Raw genomic sequence first — 14709 nt, 5'->3', positions numbered from 1 at the left:
GGCCACTGCTTCAGCAGCCGCTCGCTGTCCCGGCCGAGCTGTTCGCGGGCCTGGTCGGCCAGGTCGGCCACGGTCTGCCGGGTGTCACCCTCGAGCTCGGCCGCGACCTCGGTGAGCCGCTGCAGGCGGCGGGCGGCCTCGACCTCGCGGGCGGTCTGCTCGTGGTAGCCGCGGACGGTGGCCGCGATGTCGCCCAGGTAGTTGACCCGTTCCGGCGGGATGACGGGAGCCGCGCCGGTGGACGTGCGGCCGGTGGCGGCGGGCAGCACACCCTCCCCCAAGGGCAGCCCCTTTTCCTTCAGCAGCCCGCCCAGGTGCTGGTAGAGCGCGGTCACCCCGTTGTCGTTGAAGGTCGCGGCGCTGGTGCCGAACACCGGCATGTCCTCCGGACGGGCCCCGAACGCCTCCCGGTTGCGGACCAGCTGCCGGGACACGTCGCGCAGGGCGTCGGCCCCGCCGCGCCGCTCGAATTTGTTGATCGCCACCACGTCGGCCAGGTCCAGCATGTCGATCTTTTCCAGCTGGGACGCGGCTCCGAATTCCGGGGTCATCACGTAGAGGGACAAGTCAACGTGCGGGACAACCGCCGCGTCGCCCTGACCGATCCCCGGTGTCTCCACGACGATCAAATCGAATCCGGCCGCCTTGAGCGCCGCGATCGCCTCATCGAGCGAGTCGGGGAGCTCGCTGATTGCTCCGCGGGTTGCCATCGAACGGAAGTACACCCGGCCGGTGTCGAGAGCGTCGGCATCGATTGAGTTCATCCGAATGCGATCGCCTAGTAGGGCGCCGCCGCCCCTTCGCCTGGTCGGGTCCACCGCCAGAACGGCGATGCGCAGCTTGTCCTCCTGGTCGATGCGAAAACGTCTAACCAGTTCGTCGGTCAGCGACGACTTTCCGGAACCACCTGTTCCTGTGATTCCGAGAACAGGGACTGCCGGCGCCTCGGCCAGCGCCGCGGCCATCTCGACCGGTAGGCACCTTGATTCCGCCGCGGTGATGGTGCGCGCCAGGATCTTCTGGTCTCCTCCGGCAAGCCGATCGACATCGGCCCCCGATGGGGGCTCGAGCGGATGATCGCACGCCTCGATCATCGTGTTCACCATCGCGGCGAGTCCGAGCTCCTGCCCGTCGTGCGGCGTGAAGATCCTCGCCACGCCGTAGTCGTGGAGCTCGGCGACCTCGGAAGCGACGATGGTGCCGCCGCCCCCTCCGTAGACCTTGATGTCACCCCGACCTTCCGCGCCCAACCGGTCGACGAGGTACTTGAAGTACTCGATGTGCCCGCCCTGATAGGAGCTGACCGCCACCCCCTGAACGTCCTCCTGGACCGCAGCGGTCACGACTTCGTCGACCGATCGATTGTGCCCTAGATGTACGACTTCAGCGCCTTGCGACTGAAGCAGGCGGCGCATGATGTTGATCGCCGCGTCGTGCCCGTCGAACAGGCTCGCGGCGGTGACGAACCGCACGGGATGCTCGGGGCGGTGCAGCTCTCGAGGGTGCGCTTCCGGACGGACCATGTCGCCACTCACAGGTCGACCCTACCAGATACTAGGACGTCCTAGTATCTGGCCTGCTCAGTCAGTACGACAGCACCTTGCGGGCGCCGGCGACGATGTCGTCAACCTGGGGGAGGATCGCCTTCTCGAGTGTCGGCTCGTAGGCGACGTGCGTGTCGGTCGCTCCAATACGGCCGACCGGCGCATCCAGGTCCGAAAACGAGTGTTCCGCGACCCAAGCAGCCACCTCCGCCCCGAATCCGGCGGTGAGAATGTCCTCGTGCACGACAAGCACCCGGCTTGTGCGGGCCACTTGCTGTCCGACGAGCTCCTTGTCCCAAGGAAGTATCGAACGAAGATCGACCACACCTACCGACACGCCTTCCGATTCTTCGAGCTGAACCGCCGCCTGGCGTGACTTCTCAACCGTCGCGCCCCATGTAACGATCACCAGCTCGTCGCCGTCGCGCACCACCCGCCCCTTGCCGAACGGGATCTGGAAAGCCCTGGACGGGAACGGATCCTTCGTATACGGCTGGCGAAGCAGGTGCTTGTGCTCGAGGAACATCACCGGATCCTCTGCCTGAAGCGCGGTGCGGAGAAGTCCCACCGCGTCCCGTGCCCTCGAAGGCATGACCACGGTCAAGCCAGGTATGTGGGCGAAGATCGACTCGCCTGACTGAGAGTGCCAGATCGCCCCGCCCGCCAGGTAACCCCCTATCGGGACACGGAGAACCATCGGGCAGGTGAATGCGCCGTTCGATCTCCATCTGATCGTCGCAGCTTCGGTCTTGATCTGCTGCATCGCAGTCCATATGTAGTCAAAGAACTGGACCTCGGGAATCGGGCGAAGCCCGCGGAGTCCTTGGCCGATAGCGCGGCCGACGATGTTCGCCTCGGCGAGCGGAGTGTTGTAGCAACGGGCCAGCCCGAACTCACGTTGCAACCCGAAAGTGGTGCCGAACACCCCGCCCTTGCCCTCGACGTTGGCCAAGACCGTCTCGCGAGCATCCGCAACGTCCTCACCGAAAACTCGTATCCGCTCGTCCTCCGCCATCTGCTCCCGCAGGGTCCGCCGGATGGCCTCCCCGAGGGCCACGACCTCACCCTCGCCGCCGTCCGCCTGCTCCGCGTCCGGGTCTACCCGGGGCAGATTCACGACCTGCTCGGTGACCGTGATCGGGTCCGGTCGGCGGGCGTTGAGGGCATGGCGGGCCGCGGCGACGACTGTCTGGCGCGCCTCCTCTTTCAGGTTCGCAACTTCCTCGGGCGTCATGAGCCCGCCGTCGACCACGGCCTTCTCGAACAGGAGCAACGGGTCATGCTCCGACTCGGTCGCCAGTTCGTCGGCCGATCGGTACTTGCTTTGTGTGTCCGCCGAAGAGTGGGAGTACGGGCGGGTCACCGTCGCGTGGACGAGCGCTGGGCCGACACCGGCGCGCACCTCTGCCACGATGTCGGCCGCCCGAGAGCGAACCTCGAAATAGTCCCTGCCGTCGAGCGTATGAACGTGAAGCCCGCGAAACCCTCGCACCAGTTCCGAAACCGGCGCCGGCGATTGATCGGCCGACGGCACCGAGATCGCGTACCCGTTGTCGGCGACCACGTACAGCATGGGCAGGTGCAGCGTGCAAGCAGTGTTCAGGCTCTCCCAGAACTCCCCTTCGGAAGTGGCACCTTCTCCGAGAGAGACGTAGGTGAGCTCGTCGCCGTGTGCGGTGCAACCCGGTAGCTGGCGACGGGAGATGTAGCGAGAGGCTTCGGCGCAACCGACGGCAGGTAAGCACTGGCTCCCGGTCGCGCTCGACTCCGTAACCACGTTGAGTCTCTTGTACCCCCAGTGGCATGGCATCTGCCTGCCACCGGATGCCGGGTCGTCCGCCGAGCCCACCGCCAACTCGAGGATCTCCTCCGGGGAAACGCCCAGCGCGAGCATCAACGCCCGATCCCGGTAATACGGGAAGAACCAGTCGTAACCGGGCCGAAGGTACCTTCCGAATCCGAGCAGAAGAGCCTCGTGACCCGCGCCTGATATCTGGAAAAAAACTCGGCTCTGCTTCTGCAAAGCGATCTCACGATCGTCGAGGAATCGCGAGACCCAGGCCGTGCGGAAGTCGTCGCGCACCTCGTCAACCGGTATTCCCCGGAATGTTCCCTCCTCGGGAGCTGCGACCGGCCGCAAGTGAGCCCTCCGGAACGACGACGGTTTGCGAAGTGGAGCAGCCATAGACGTCCGCATCGTACGACCGCGGAGCCCGTACCGGAGGTTATCGCCGCTATCCAGGCTGCGTAACCATCAGCGCGAGCGCCACGACAAACAGCAGATCGGATCCGATTCCGGCCCACATGAGGATGCGACCATCCCGAGCCGGATGCTCCCATCGCCGGAGGCGAGCCTCGGCGGGTCGCACGGCAGCGAACAGGATCGCGGTTGCGGCGATCCAGACGATCGAGCCGCCGATAATCCAGACGTCGGTGAGGTCGCCACTTCGGTCGTCGGCAAGAAGCGCGCCGAGGCCAAAGAACGGCACTGGGACGACAAGCCATTCGGCAAGCCCAGGGGACGTGAAGTACCGCCCGACTTCAGACCGGTTCCCCGGGTCCCGCGCCAGCGCCCCGTAGACCCCACTGACGGCCACCGCGCCGAACCCCACGACAGCGCACACCACGTGTAGGACGACCAACGCGTCGTAGAGCCCTTGAGAAGTAGCGAGCACGGGAGGGGCCATCACAGAAGGGGCCATCACAGAAGGGGCGGGCACGGATGGAGATCTTTGCGCGGCTACCTTCTCGGCGATGCGATGGGTCCTGGCCTTTTCCGCCGTTCTTGCTTTAGCCGCCGGCTGCGGTAGCTCCCGCGGGAGCGGCGCACCCGCGACGTCGAGCACGACGGCGACGACTTTGGCCCCGGCAACGACTACGACGACGTCGTGGGCACCCACAGCTGCACAGCCGACTCCAGACGCGGCGGCGGCCCACCTCGTGTCCGCATGGGCTACCAACAACCGCACCGCCGGGATAGCCATTGCGTCGCCTTCGGCGGTCGACGCGTTGTTCGCCCAGCCGTACCCTGCCGGCTACCTCCAGTCGAGGGGCTGCACCTCCGGAGCCAATCCGGCCACGTGCACCTACCGGAACACCAGGACCGACGGGATCTACGAGATCGGGGTCACCTCGGGACCGGGCGGTTGGTACGTGTCGTCGGTCACGCCCGAGACCTGATTTCGGAACTGCCGACCCTGGCGATCGCCTCCGCCTTGAGCCGCTTGTAGTCGACCTTCCCGTTGGGCGCCCGCCCGATCGTCTCCACGATTACTACGTGACGAGGCGCTTTGTAGCCGGCGAGATGGCTCCGCACGCTGTCGATCAGATCGGCATCCGCGGGTGGATGTGCCGATTGGGAGAGCTCGACGACCGCGGTCACCACCTCACCGAATCGTTCGTCGGGTATGCCGACGACCACCGCGTCCTCGACAGCGGGATGGAGCTTCAAGATCTCCTCCACCTCCTCGGGAAACACCTTCTCTCCCCCGGAGTTGATGCAAACCGATCCTCGCCCCAGCAGCTTCACCGATCCGTCGGATCCGACAGTGGCGTAGTCCCCAGGTACCGTCCACCTTTCCCCATCGATGACCCGGAATGTCCCGGCGCTCTTTTCCGGGTCCTTGTAGTAGCCGATCGGTCCACGACCTTTGATCGCGACCATTCCCTGCTCGCCACTTCCGGGGCTCACGTCGCGCCCATCCTCGGTGATCACCCGAGTGTTGGGTCCGAGCAGGAATCCACCTGTGGACGCCGTCGCGCCCGCCTTGGAGCTCGAACGGGCCATTCCGATGGCCTCCGACGATCCGAGGTTGTCGATCATCAGCAGTTTGGGTTGGTGCCGCAGGAGCCCGGCCTTGACCTCCTCTGACCAGATCACGCCGGAGCTGATGACGAGCCACAGGGAGGAGATGTCCCACCGGCCCGGGTTCGCATCCAACGCTGCGAGTATCGGCTTGGCAAAAGCGTCGCCGACGATAGAAAGCTCCGTCACCCGCTCCTGGGATATGACGTCCAGAAGCTCCTCCACGTCGAAGTGCCGCGCAGTAGGCAGGACGATGGTCCCGCCGCTGTTCAGCACGGACATCGCGGTAAACAAGCCAGTCCCGTGCATGAGAGGCGGTCCGGGCAGAAGCTTCGCCGGTGGATACTTCTGCGGGCCGGCCAGTATCGCTTTGACGTCTTGGCGGGAACCGGACTCGGGATACCGGATCTCCCCGGTCCGGTTGAGTACTGCGAACAGGTCGTCCTGGCGCCACATCACGCCCTTCGGCATCCCGGTAGTCCCACCGGTGTAGATGAGTAGAAGGTCGTCACCGCTTCGCCCCCAAGAACCGCGTACGTGCTGTGGTTCCGCCACGGCGGAAGCCGCGTTCTCGTAAGGAGTCGCCCAGCTCGGACAGGGTCCTGAGCCATCGTCTACCCACAGCCACGCCCCTATCCGTGAAAGGTTTGCCCTGACCGCCTCGGCTCGATCCGCGAACGAGCCGTGGAAGACGACCGCCTCGACATCCGCGTTGTCCCACAGGTAGGTGAGCTCCTCCGCGGTGTAGCGATAGTTGGTGTTCACCGGGACGGCGCCGACCTTGAGCGCGGCAAAGAGCGATTCGAGGTACTCGGGTGAGTTGTACAGGTACTGCGCGACCTTCCCCTGCCTGCCTAACCCTGCGTCCAGAAGGTTCTTCGCAACTCCGTCCGCCCGGGCGTCGAACTGTCGCCAGTCATAGAGCCGGTGACCTTGGGTGACGGCGGGGCGCTCCGGGTGGACTTCTGCCACGGCCTCCCAGACGTCGGCAAAGTTCCAATTGCTGGGCGGCGTCACGCCCGGGAGGCCCCGGGCAGGATCTCCCAAGTGGACGGCTCACCGACGTTCTCCGTGATGACACCCACGTTGCGCAGGTAGTTGAGGTGTGCGAGGGCCTCTCCGACCGCCGCCCTTCTCATGAACCCCTGGATCTGGTCCCACGGTTTGTTCCAGGTCATCTTGCTGGCTATCCCCCAGGTCGTCGTCACTCCGTCGCGTATGGCGGCGAACACCTCGTCGAAACGCGCCTGATGGTGCGCCTTGAGCTGCGCGACCCTCGCCGGCAGGTCGTAAAAGCGGTATTCGTGGGCCGGCAGCACCTCGTCGGTGTCGTAGGCGGCGACCCGGTCGAGAGACCGTAGAAAGTCACCAAGCGGGTTGGGGCCGGCTTGGGGATGGAACGAGATGTTCGGCGTAATTCGCGGCAGGACGTGATCACCGGAGAGCATGAGGCGATTCGCGGGCTCGTAGAAGCACAGGTGCCCGGGAGAATGGCCGGGCGTCCAGATCGCGGTCAGGTCCCAGCCGGGCACCTCGGGGCGGTCGCCGTCCTCCATCAGAACGTCCGGTGTCACCGCCCAAACGAATCCTCGGACTGGCATCGATGCCTGCTTCAGGGAGTCGATCTCCTCCGAAGGCGCGCCGTCGCGCCTCAGCATCGCCGCCATCTTCTCGATCAGCTCACCGGGCTCGTCGTAGCGCTCCCCGATCAGATCGGCGTCCGCAGGGTGGAGCGCCACCCACGCACCGGAGGCCTCCCTGATCCGGCCCGCGAGGCCGTAGTGGTCGGGATGGATGTGGGTGACGAGCACGCCTTGCACATCCTTGACGTGAAAACCGGCCTCATCGAGCCCTGAGACAAGTGTCTGGTAGGCGTCGTCGGTGTTCCACCCTGCATCGATCAGATACGGCCCCCGCTCGGTTTCGAAGGCGTACACCAGCACGTAACGCAGCGGATTGTTCGGGATCGGCACCGGGATGCTCCACAAGCCCGGCCTCACTTTCTCCACCGGGGGGAGTGGGTCTCCCGGCAGAGACGCGGCGTCGTTCTTCACGGAGTCGGCCATCCCGACAGCTTGCCAGGAGCGCCAGCCGAATGCCCCATCCGGGGATTACTACGATGGGCGGCCTCATGGCTGCCCCAACCGTGTCAGCAGTGCTCGACCGAGCCCGGTCCAAGCTCATCCGGGATCAACAGCGGCTTCTTCCGCCAGAGCTGGAGACGCTGGCCAACCTCGGGGAAGAAGATCTGCCCCTCTTGACAGAGTTGGCCCACGACGTGCGCCGAACGTGGTGCGGCGACGCCGTCGAGGTAGAAGGGATCCTGTCGGCCAAGACCGGGGGGTGCCCGGAGGATTGCCATTTCTGCGCGCAGTCGTCCCGTTTCGACACCCCGGTGCTCGCGACCCCGTTCCTTGACACCGACGAGGTTCTGAGAGCGGCGCGGGAGACCGCTGCGCTCGGTGCGAGCGAATTCTGCATCGTGCTCGCCATTCGGGGTCCTGACGAGCGGACCATGCGCCGGCTCATCGACTTGGTCCCGCTGGTCCAGCAGGAGTCAGGCCTGAACGTCGCAGTATCCGCTGGAATTCTCGACCGTACCCAGGCTTACCGCCTGGCAGAGGCGGGAGTCCACCGGTACAACCACAACCTCGAGAGCGCACGGTCCTTCTTCCCCGAAATAGTCACGACGCACTCGTGGCAGGAGCGCTACGACACCTGCCTACTGGTCAAAGAAACCGGTATGGAGCTTTGCTGCGGCGTCCTTCTCGGAATGGGAGAGTCGGACGCGCAGCGCCTCGAGCTGATCGACCAGCTGACATCCCTGCAGCCCCAGGAAGTCCCGGTGAACTTTCTCGATCCCAGACCCGGCACGCCTTTGATGATCCGCCCCCCGGTGACCCCCTTGGAAGCGATCCGTTGGATCGCCCTCTTCCGTCTTGGTCTCCCAGATGTCATTCTCCGCTACGCCGGCGGGAGGGAGATAACTCTTGGGGACCTGCAAGCCATGGGCCTGACCAGTGGCATAAACGCCCTGATCGTTGGGAACTATCTCACCACGCTTGGCCGAGACCCCGAAGAGGACCTGACCATGCTCAAAGATCTCCAGATGCCGATCGGCTCGCTGTCGAAGGTGCTCTGATCACGAAGCGTTGCAGTGGTTGTGGTCGGTTGTCGACTGAATGTCCCACTGCGGGTAGATGCCGCGGCCAGTTCGAACCTCCGCGATTCTGCACCCAATGCGGACGTCGCCTTCGGGTGTTGATCATCCCCACTGGCTGGACCGCGACTTGCCGCGATCACGGCGAGCAAACGGGCTGATCATCTGACGACGCTATTGTCCACCACGCCGGTCGACGTCGACACTAAGGATGAACGATGAGACGGCTCGCAGCGATCGTGGCGGTGTGCTTGACAATCGGGTCTTCCCTTTCCGCGTGTAGTGGGGCGTCAGGCAGAACTCCGGTAAGGGGCGGAACGCTCAACATGCTCGGCACCGGCGATGTCGACTACATGGATCCAAACGTCTCCTATTACACGACCGGCTATCTGGGATTACGCATGTGGAGCCGTCAGCTGCTCACCTATCCTGCGGTGGCCGGACGGACAACCAATCCGGTCCCCGATCTCGCCACCCAGGTTCCCAGCAGGTCGAACGGCGGGGTCAGCTCCAACGGGCTCACCTACAAACTGACGATCCGACCGGGCGCGATGTGGAACACGTCGCCGCCGCGACAAGTGACGGGCCACGACGTCGTCCGTGGAGTCGAACGCACCTGCAACCCGGCGCAACCCTTTGGCGGACTCGCCGACTTCGAGACGCTCATTGCAGGCATGCAGGCCTTCTGCGACGGCTTTGCGAAAGTTTCCCCCACCGTGGCTGCGATCAAGGGGTTCCTGGCGTCGAACTCCGTGCCCGGAATCAGAGTCGACTCCGCAAACCCCCTGTCGGTGACGTTCACGCTGACCCGCCCCGCGACTTACTTTCCGAACCTGCTCGCAATTCCGGCTCTGTCACCTGCCCCCGTCGAGTTCCTCAACTACGTACCTGCCAGCCCTGACCTCGCCCAGCACACCGTCTCCGACGGGCCCTACGAGATACTGAGCTACACGCCGGCGAAATCGATCGTGTTCGTTCGCAACCGTGCGTGGAACGGGGAAACAGACCCTGCGCGCAAGGCGTACGTAGACCGAATCGTGGTTTCCGAAACCGAGACGCAGCAACAAGTCGAGCAGCAGCTCTCGACCAATTCCCCGGGTGCCGACATGGGGTGGGACTCCCCGATCCCGACCGCGTCGGTGCCGGCCTTCCTTGCGGCCAAGAATCCGCGGCTGACACTTGGGCCGACCTTCGGGACCGATCCGTTCCTGTTGTTCGACACTGCCTCACCAAACAATGGTGGTGCGTTGAGAAAAGTGAAGGTTCGGCAAACACTCGAGTACGGCATCAACCGGTCGGAGCTCATACGGGCCGCGGGCGGACCTCAGGTCGCGCCCCCTCTGACGCATGTTCTTCCTCCAGGCGTCGTCGGTTCCAAACCCGCGGATCCGTATCCGTACGACCCGGCCAAGGCAAGGCGGATGCTGCGATCGGATGGCACACCGAGCCTCCGCCTGAAGGTTCTCTACCAGGCGAACCTGGACTTCGAGGCTCGGATGTTCCAAATCATTCAATCGGAGCTCGGGAAGGTCGGCGTGAGCGTGACCGGCGTCGCAAACAACTCGAGTGACTTCTACACCAAGTACCTGGAAGTCCCTGCGGTAGCTCACAACGGCACCTGGGACCTCGCACTCGCCCAGTGGGTGCCAGATTGGTACGGGAACGCTGCGTTCTCTTTCTTCTTCCCGCTCTTCGCGGGGCCGGGTTCGTTTCCCCCGCAGGGGAGCAACTTCGGCTTTTACGATGACCCGACGACCAACAAGCTCATCCACGAGGCGGCCTCCACCACGAGCGTGTCCAAAGCCGGGTCGCTTTGGGCACAAGCCGACCGACAGGTGATGGCAGATGCGGTCATCTACCCCATCACCTCTCCGGCGGTGCCCGTCTACCACGCCGCTCAAGTGCACAACGCAGTGTTCGTCCCAGACCTGTTTCAGTTCGACCCGACCAATGTCTGGTTGACGCCCGGGCGAAACGGAGGGTGAGGTTGGATCGGAACGCTATGCCGAGTGCGATGACGCCCAATCAGCCAGCGCATCAGCATCCAGCGCGTTGACGATCCGTTCGACCTGCACACCCGCTTCCGCCGCCTGCTCGCACCCGAGACCGATCCACTCCAGCTGCCCCGGCGCGTGGGCGTCCGTGTCGATACTGATGTAACACCCGGCTTCGACAGCGAGCGTCAACAGCTCTGGCGGAGGGTCGCGACGTTCGGGCCTAGAGTTGATCTCTACCGCAGTTCCGGTCCGCAGGCACGCCTCGAACACCTTGTGCGCGTCGAATGTCGAGGGTTTGCGGCCTCGGCCGACGATGATCCGCCCGGTGCAGTGACCGAGGATGTCCGTGCGCGGGTTCTCTATCGCACGGACCATCCTCCGGGTCATCTCCGGAGCCTCCATCCGGAGCTTCGAGTGAACGCTGGCAACAACCACGTCGAGCCGGTCGAGCAGTTCGTCTTCCTGGTCGAGAGACCCGTCCTCCAAGATGTCGACTTCGATTCCGGTCATCACCCGAAATGGCGTCAGCTTCTCGTTCAGCTCGTCGATGAGAGCCAGCTGGCTACGCAGCCTGGCGGGATCCAATCCGTGAGCCACGGTGAGACGGGGGCTGTGATCGGTCATCACCAGGTAGGAGTGCCCGAGGGCTGCCGCTGCCGTCGCCATAACCTCGACCGGGCTCCCGCCGTCGGACCAGTCCGAATGGCTGTGGCAATCCCCTTTCAGCACCGAACGAACCTCCGTCGCTTTCTCGCTCAGTCCTGGCTCACCCCGCCCCTCGAGCTCAGCGAGGTAGCCGGGGGTTTCGCCGGCGAGCGCCTCCGCCACGACCCTTCCCGATGTCTCTCCTACCCCTGGAATGTCCCGCAGGCGGCCCGCCCTCCAGAGCGCCTCCAGCTCCCCCGGTTCGACCGACTGAATGGCGGCAGCCGCCCGCCTGAAAGCCCTCACCTTGTATGTCTCGGCGCGTCCCCGCTCGAGGAGATACGCGATGCGTTCCAGAGCCTCGACAGCGAAAGTCACCGGTTCGGTCACGGACCTCGAAGCTAGTGGCCCGGTGCGGCGGTTTCGTGTGGTCCGGGCTACGGGTACAACTGATGAAAGGCGGATCGAGATAGTTGGAGGAACTTTGGCCCAGCGGGTGTGGCCTCGGCCGTTGCTGTACAGGTGTCTGGCGCCGTGGCTCGCGGATCTCGGCGACGCGCGTCCGGTAAAGGCTTGGGTCATCGGCGGCGACGACGATGTCTGCTCGATCACTAGGACTGTTGCAGCACGCGCGGCGCATCGCGGTCAGCCGGGGCATCAGGTGCAGATGAAGCTGTACGCCACCCTCCTGTCAGGCAAAGGACAGGAGCAGGACGCTGCTGATCGGGCCAAGCAAACGGTGCAGGATGACCACTGGCCCGAGCTGCGTGTTGACCTGAGCCTCAGGGAGCCCGGAGAGCAAGTGGACCTGGCGGCCGTGCACAGCTGCAGGAGCCGCGACCCTCGCTGGCGTCAGGCGTGGGACACGGTTCGGCCGGGAGGGCGCCTCCTCCTCGACCACAGGCCACAACAGCAGCCGGACGGCATGGTGACCGTCGAAGGTTCTGGTCTGCTCTTCGAGAAGCGTGCCGAGTCCAGGGACATCTCGGCGGAAGCCGTCGGTACCCACGCGAGCCAAGACAGCCTCATCAACGACCACATGGCGTTGGCCCGGTCGCTCGCGCGGCGCTTCGAAGGTCGCGGCGAAGCGGCGGAGGAACTGCGGCAGGTCGGGCTCGCGGCTTTGGTCAGCTGCGCACGACGTTTCGACCCTTCCAGAGGTGTCCCCTTCTCGTCCTATGCAACCGGGAGCATCCTCGGCGAGCTCAAGCGGCACTTCCGTGACCGAGCGTGGGGAATGAGGGTCGGCAGAGCTACTCAAGAGACCTACCTCGAAGTCAACCGCGCGAGGGAGACGCTGTCACAGGTCAACGGCCGCTCCCCGACGATTCAGGAGATCGGCAGAGACATAGGTGTCAGCGAAGAAAGAGTCGTGGAAGCGATGGACGCCGAACGGGGCTACTGGCTGGCTTCACTCGACGCTCCGAGAGAAGACACTGGAGAAGCAGTCGAATTGGCCTCGATCGACGAGGGCTTCGAGAAGACCCTTAACCGGCATCAACTCGAGAAACTTCTTCCTGAGCTCTCGCGAAGGGAGCGCGTGATACTCGAGCGAAGGTTCTTCCGAGGCTGGACCCAGGAGCGAATCGCGGAAGACATAGGCGTCAGCCAGATGCAGGTCTCCCGACTCCTCTCGCGAACGCTTGCCGCTTTGCGGGGGGGCTTTGGTGAGTCCGAGGGACCCGAGGGCGTGGTCCTAAGCGATCACACTTAGGTCAGAGACCCCGATCAGTCGTCCTGGTGCCGCCAGGCCCAAAGGATCAGTAGCAGCACTATCACCCCAACGATCCCACCGGCGACGAAGGGCGCGGGGCTTCGTCCCGCGTTCGCTCCGACCTTCTTCACCGCCAGGCGCCCCGTTTCCGCGGTTGACTTGCTCACGTCTTTAGCGAGGCCCGCAAGTTGGGATGCGCGCTGCTGGACCTGTTCCGCGTTGTCGGAAACAGCTTCGAATACTCGAGCCGTTACCTCCTCCACGGCCTCCGACGCATGCTTGATGTCGGTGACCGCCATGTAACCACCTCCACAAATCGTGGCCTTCCTGCCTCCTCATGCAATACCCCGATGGCGGGCCGGCAAAAACTCGCTACCGACTTCGGTGATGAGATCAATCGGTTCAATCAGTGATCGGAGTCTCGGAGCTGTCCGGGACCCGGGCGGGTTCGAGTCCCGATTTGCGGGCAGCCAACGCAAACCTGCGGGCGTCGCGGGGCGCGCAGCCATGGGCATCGTTGTTGAAGTACGCGAAGACCGTTTCGTTTGTGCTCCATAGCCCGGCGAGCTTCCTGGCCCACGTACGCAGCGCGGTGTCGCCATAGCAGGAATCGGGTGAGCCTTTCCCCCAATGGAAACGGACGTACCCCCAGTCGGCGGTCCGCCATGCCGGCACCGGGACCGGCCCTCCGTCGGCGAGGCAGATCGCCGCCCTGCGGCGCTCGAGCACCCTTCGGCAATCCTCGTTGAACCAGCTTCTCTCGCGCATCTCCACCGCCACCCGGGCCTTGGATGGGAACGCCTTGAGGGTGGCATCGAGGGCGTCGGGATCGCCCTTCAAGGTTGGTGGCAGCTGCAAGAGGAACGGCCCGAGCTTGTCTCCGAGACCAACGGAACGCTCCACGAGGAGGCGAACGGGATCTTTCGGCTCCCTCAGACGGCGAATATGGGTCAGGTAGCGGCTGGCCTTCACTGCCACCACGAAGCCATCTGGAAGCGCCGTCGCCCATTGTTCGAAAGCCTCTTTGCTCGGTAGGCGGTAGAAGGCATTGTTCAGCTCGACCGTTTCGAACCGGTCCGCGTAGTACCCGAGCCATTGCTTCTGGGGGAGGCCACTGGGATAGAAGCCACCCTTCCAGTGCTTGTAGTGCCATCCGGAAGTCCCGACGAGCAGAGGCATTTCTAAAGCGATCTTGTTCCACACGACTGAGCTACCGCCAGAGACAAAGAGGAAAAAAAAAAAAAGTACGGTTCGGCGTGTTGGGCGTCGCAGCCCGGGGTACTCAACTCAATGCCTGCCCCCAAAGGAGGGACCGGCCCTGGGTTACGGAGAGAGAAACTGCCTAGGGCCGGTCCCATCTCCCTTGCCCAAACGCGGCGAGCCGTCAACCGCGACCGGTCGACCCCTGGCGAGTACGCTCCCCCGCCGGAGGTGTTCGAGCGCCTGGTGGGCTCCGCCGCCTTCAAAGCGGTTGGCTGCGGTGATCCCGCAGCGGCGGGTTCGATTCCCGTCCACCTCCGCCACGCCAATATCCCCGCCGGCGCTGGGTCCGGCCGGCGGGGATCTTGGCAGGCGTTTGCTTGGCGACGGTACGGTCGGGGCCGTCGTGACTGCCCGCGCCGCCACTCCGGAGGACGCAGCCGAGGTGGTGCGGCTGGCCGGGCTCATGTTCGCCTCGATGGGCTTCGACGTCACCGACGAGTGGTCGGCCCGCGCGACGGCAGCGTTCGTCCAACGCCTCGGTGGTGACATGACGGCATTCGTGGTCGACCGGCCGGACGGGGAGCCCGGGCTGGCGGCCGGCGGCGCCGGTGTGGTCACGACCCGACTGCCGACGCCGGCCA

13 protein-coding genes and 1 tRNA gene are annotated in these 14709 nt (G+C 64.7%); 6 read left to right on the top strand and 8 right to left on the bottom strand.

Annotation, left to right across the window (positions count from 1 at the left end; genetic code table 11):
• From VFZ97_18835 to VFZ97_18825, 3 genes are all read right to left on the bottom strand, one after another.
• A partial coding sequence (locus tag VFZ97_18835; GenBank protein ID HEX6395497.1) for a cobalamin-dependent protein occupies positions 1-1535 on the bottom strand: 1535 nt, incomplete at its 3' end.
• Between the two features lie 49 nt (positions 1536-1584).
• Positions 1585-3729, bottom strand: a complete 2145-nt coding sequence (locus tag VFZ97_18830) for a dehydrogenase E1 component subunit alpha/beta (GenBank protein HEX6395496.1) — start codon at positions 3727-3729, stop codon at positions 1585-1587.
• Between the two features lie 49 nt (positions 3730-3778).
• Entirely contained in the window at positions 3779-4264 is a 486-nt protein-coding gene (locus VFZ97_18825; protein HEX6395495.1) for a hypothetical protein, read from the bottom strand.
• A gap of 34 nt (positions 4265-4298) precedes the next feature.
• On the opposite strand from VFZ97_18825, the gene VFZ97_18820 reads away from it, so the two are divergent.
• The gene (locus tag VFZ97_18820; GenBank protein ID HEX6395494.1) at positions 4299-4724 is read left to right on the top strand and encodes a hypothetical protein; all 426 of its coding nucleotides are present in this window, start codon (positions 4299-4301) and stop codon (positions 4722-4724) included.
• Here the strand turns inward: VFZ97_18820 and VFZ97_18815 are convergent.
• Together VFZ97_18815 and VFZ97_18810 are read right to left on the bottom strand one after the other, a co-directional pair.
• Positions 4708-6366: an acyl-CoA synthetase gene (locus VFZ97_18815; GenBank protein ID HEX6395493.1), complete on the bottom strand. Its 1659-nt coding sequence runs from the start codon at positions 6364-6366 to the stop codon at positions 4708-4710. The two genes, VFZ97_18820 and VFZ97_18815, sit on opposite strands and share 17 nt — an antisense overlap.
• Positions 6363-7415: an MBL fold metallo-hydrolase gene (locus VFZ97_18810; GenBank protein HEX6395492.1), complete on the bottom strand. Its 1053-nt coding sequence runs from the start codon at positions 7413-7415 to the stop codon at positions 6363-6365. The genes VFZ97_18815 and VFZ97_18810 overlap by 4 nt, the downstream gene beginning before the upstream one ends.
• 65 nt (positions 7416-7480) lie before the next feature.
• Between VFZ97_18810 and bioB the strand changes: the two genes are divergently transcribed.
• Both bioB and VFZ97_18800 read left to right on the top strand, forming a co-directional pair.
• Positions 7481-8491 (top strand): biotin synthase BioB, encoded by a 1011-nt coding sequence (gene bioB, locus VFZ97_18805; GenBank protein HEX6395491.1) that lies wholly within the window; start codon positions 7481-7483, stop codon positions 8489-8491.
• A 236-nt stretch (positions 8492-8727) separates the two neighbouring features.
• Positions 8728-10494 carry an ABC transporter substrate-binding protein gene (locus tag VFZ97_18800; GenBank protein HEX6395490.1) on the top strand — a complete coding sequence of 589 codons (1767 nt, stop codon included), beginning with the start codon at positions 8728-8730 and terminating at the stop codon, positions 10492-10494.
• A gap of 15 nt (positions 10495-10509) precedes the next feature.
• On the opposite strand, the gene VFZ97_18795 is transcribed toward VFZ97_18800, so the two are convergent.
• Positions 10510-11541 (bottom strand): PHP domain-containing protein, encoded by a 1032-nt coding sequence (locus tag VFZ97_18795; protein HEX6395489.1) that lies wholly within the window; start codon positions 11539-11541, stop codon positions 10510-10512.
• 121 nt (positions 11542-11662) lie between these two features.
• On the opposite strand from VFZ97_18795, the gene VFZ97_18790 reads away from it, so the two are divergent.
• Positions 11663-12865 carry a sigma-70 family RNA polymerase sigma factor gene (locus tag VFZ97_18790; protein HEX6395488.1) on the top strand — a complete coding sequence of 401 codons (1203 nt, stop codon included), beginning with the start codon at positions 11663-11665 and terminating at the stop codon, positions 12863-12865.
• A gap of 14 nt (positions 12866-12879) precedes the next feature.
• Here VFZ97_18790 and VFZ97_18785 read toward each other — a convergent pair whose 3' ends face one another.
• Both VFZ97_18785 and VFZ97_18780 read right to left on the bottom strand, forming a co-directional pair.
• On the bottom strand, positions 12880-13164 hold the full coding sequence (locus VFZ97_18785; GenBank protein ID HEX6395487.1) for a hypothetical protein: 285 nt from the start codon (positions 13162-13164) through the stop codon (positions 12880-12882).
• A 103-nt stretch (positions 13165-13267) separates the two neighbouring features.
• Positions 13268-14044 carry a DUF72 domain-containing protein gene (locus tag VFZ97_18780; protein ID HEX6395486.1) on the bottom strand — a complete coding sequence of 259 codons (777 nt, stop codon included), beginning with the start codon at positions 14042-14044 and terminating at the stop codon, positions 13268-13270.
• Between the two features lie 248 nt (positions 14045-14292).
• Between VFZ97_18780 and VFZ97_18775 the strand changes: the two genes are divergently transcribed.
• Both VFZ97_18775 and VFZ97_18770 read left to right on the top strand, forming a co-directional pair.
• Positions 14293-14388: transfer RNA gene (locus VFZ97_18775), tRNA-Sec, on the top strand.
• 83 nt (positions 14389-14471) lie between these two features.
• Positions 14472-14709, top strand: a 238-nt coding sequence (locus tag VFZ97_18770) for a hypothetical protein (protein ID HEX6395485.1), incomplete at its 3' end; no start/stop codon positions are given.

Source organism: Acidimicrobiales bacterium (assembly GCA_036378675.1).
Classification (GTDB): Bacteria; Actinomycetota; Acidimicrobiia; order Acidimicrobiales; family Palsa-688; genus DASUWA01.
Note: the sequence above shows the minus strand (reverse complement) of the source record. Positions and strands in the feature narration are given on the sequence as shown.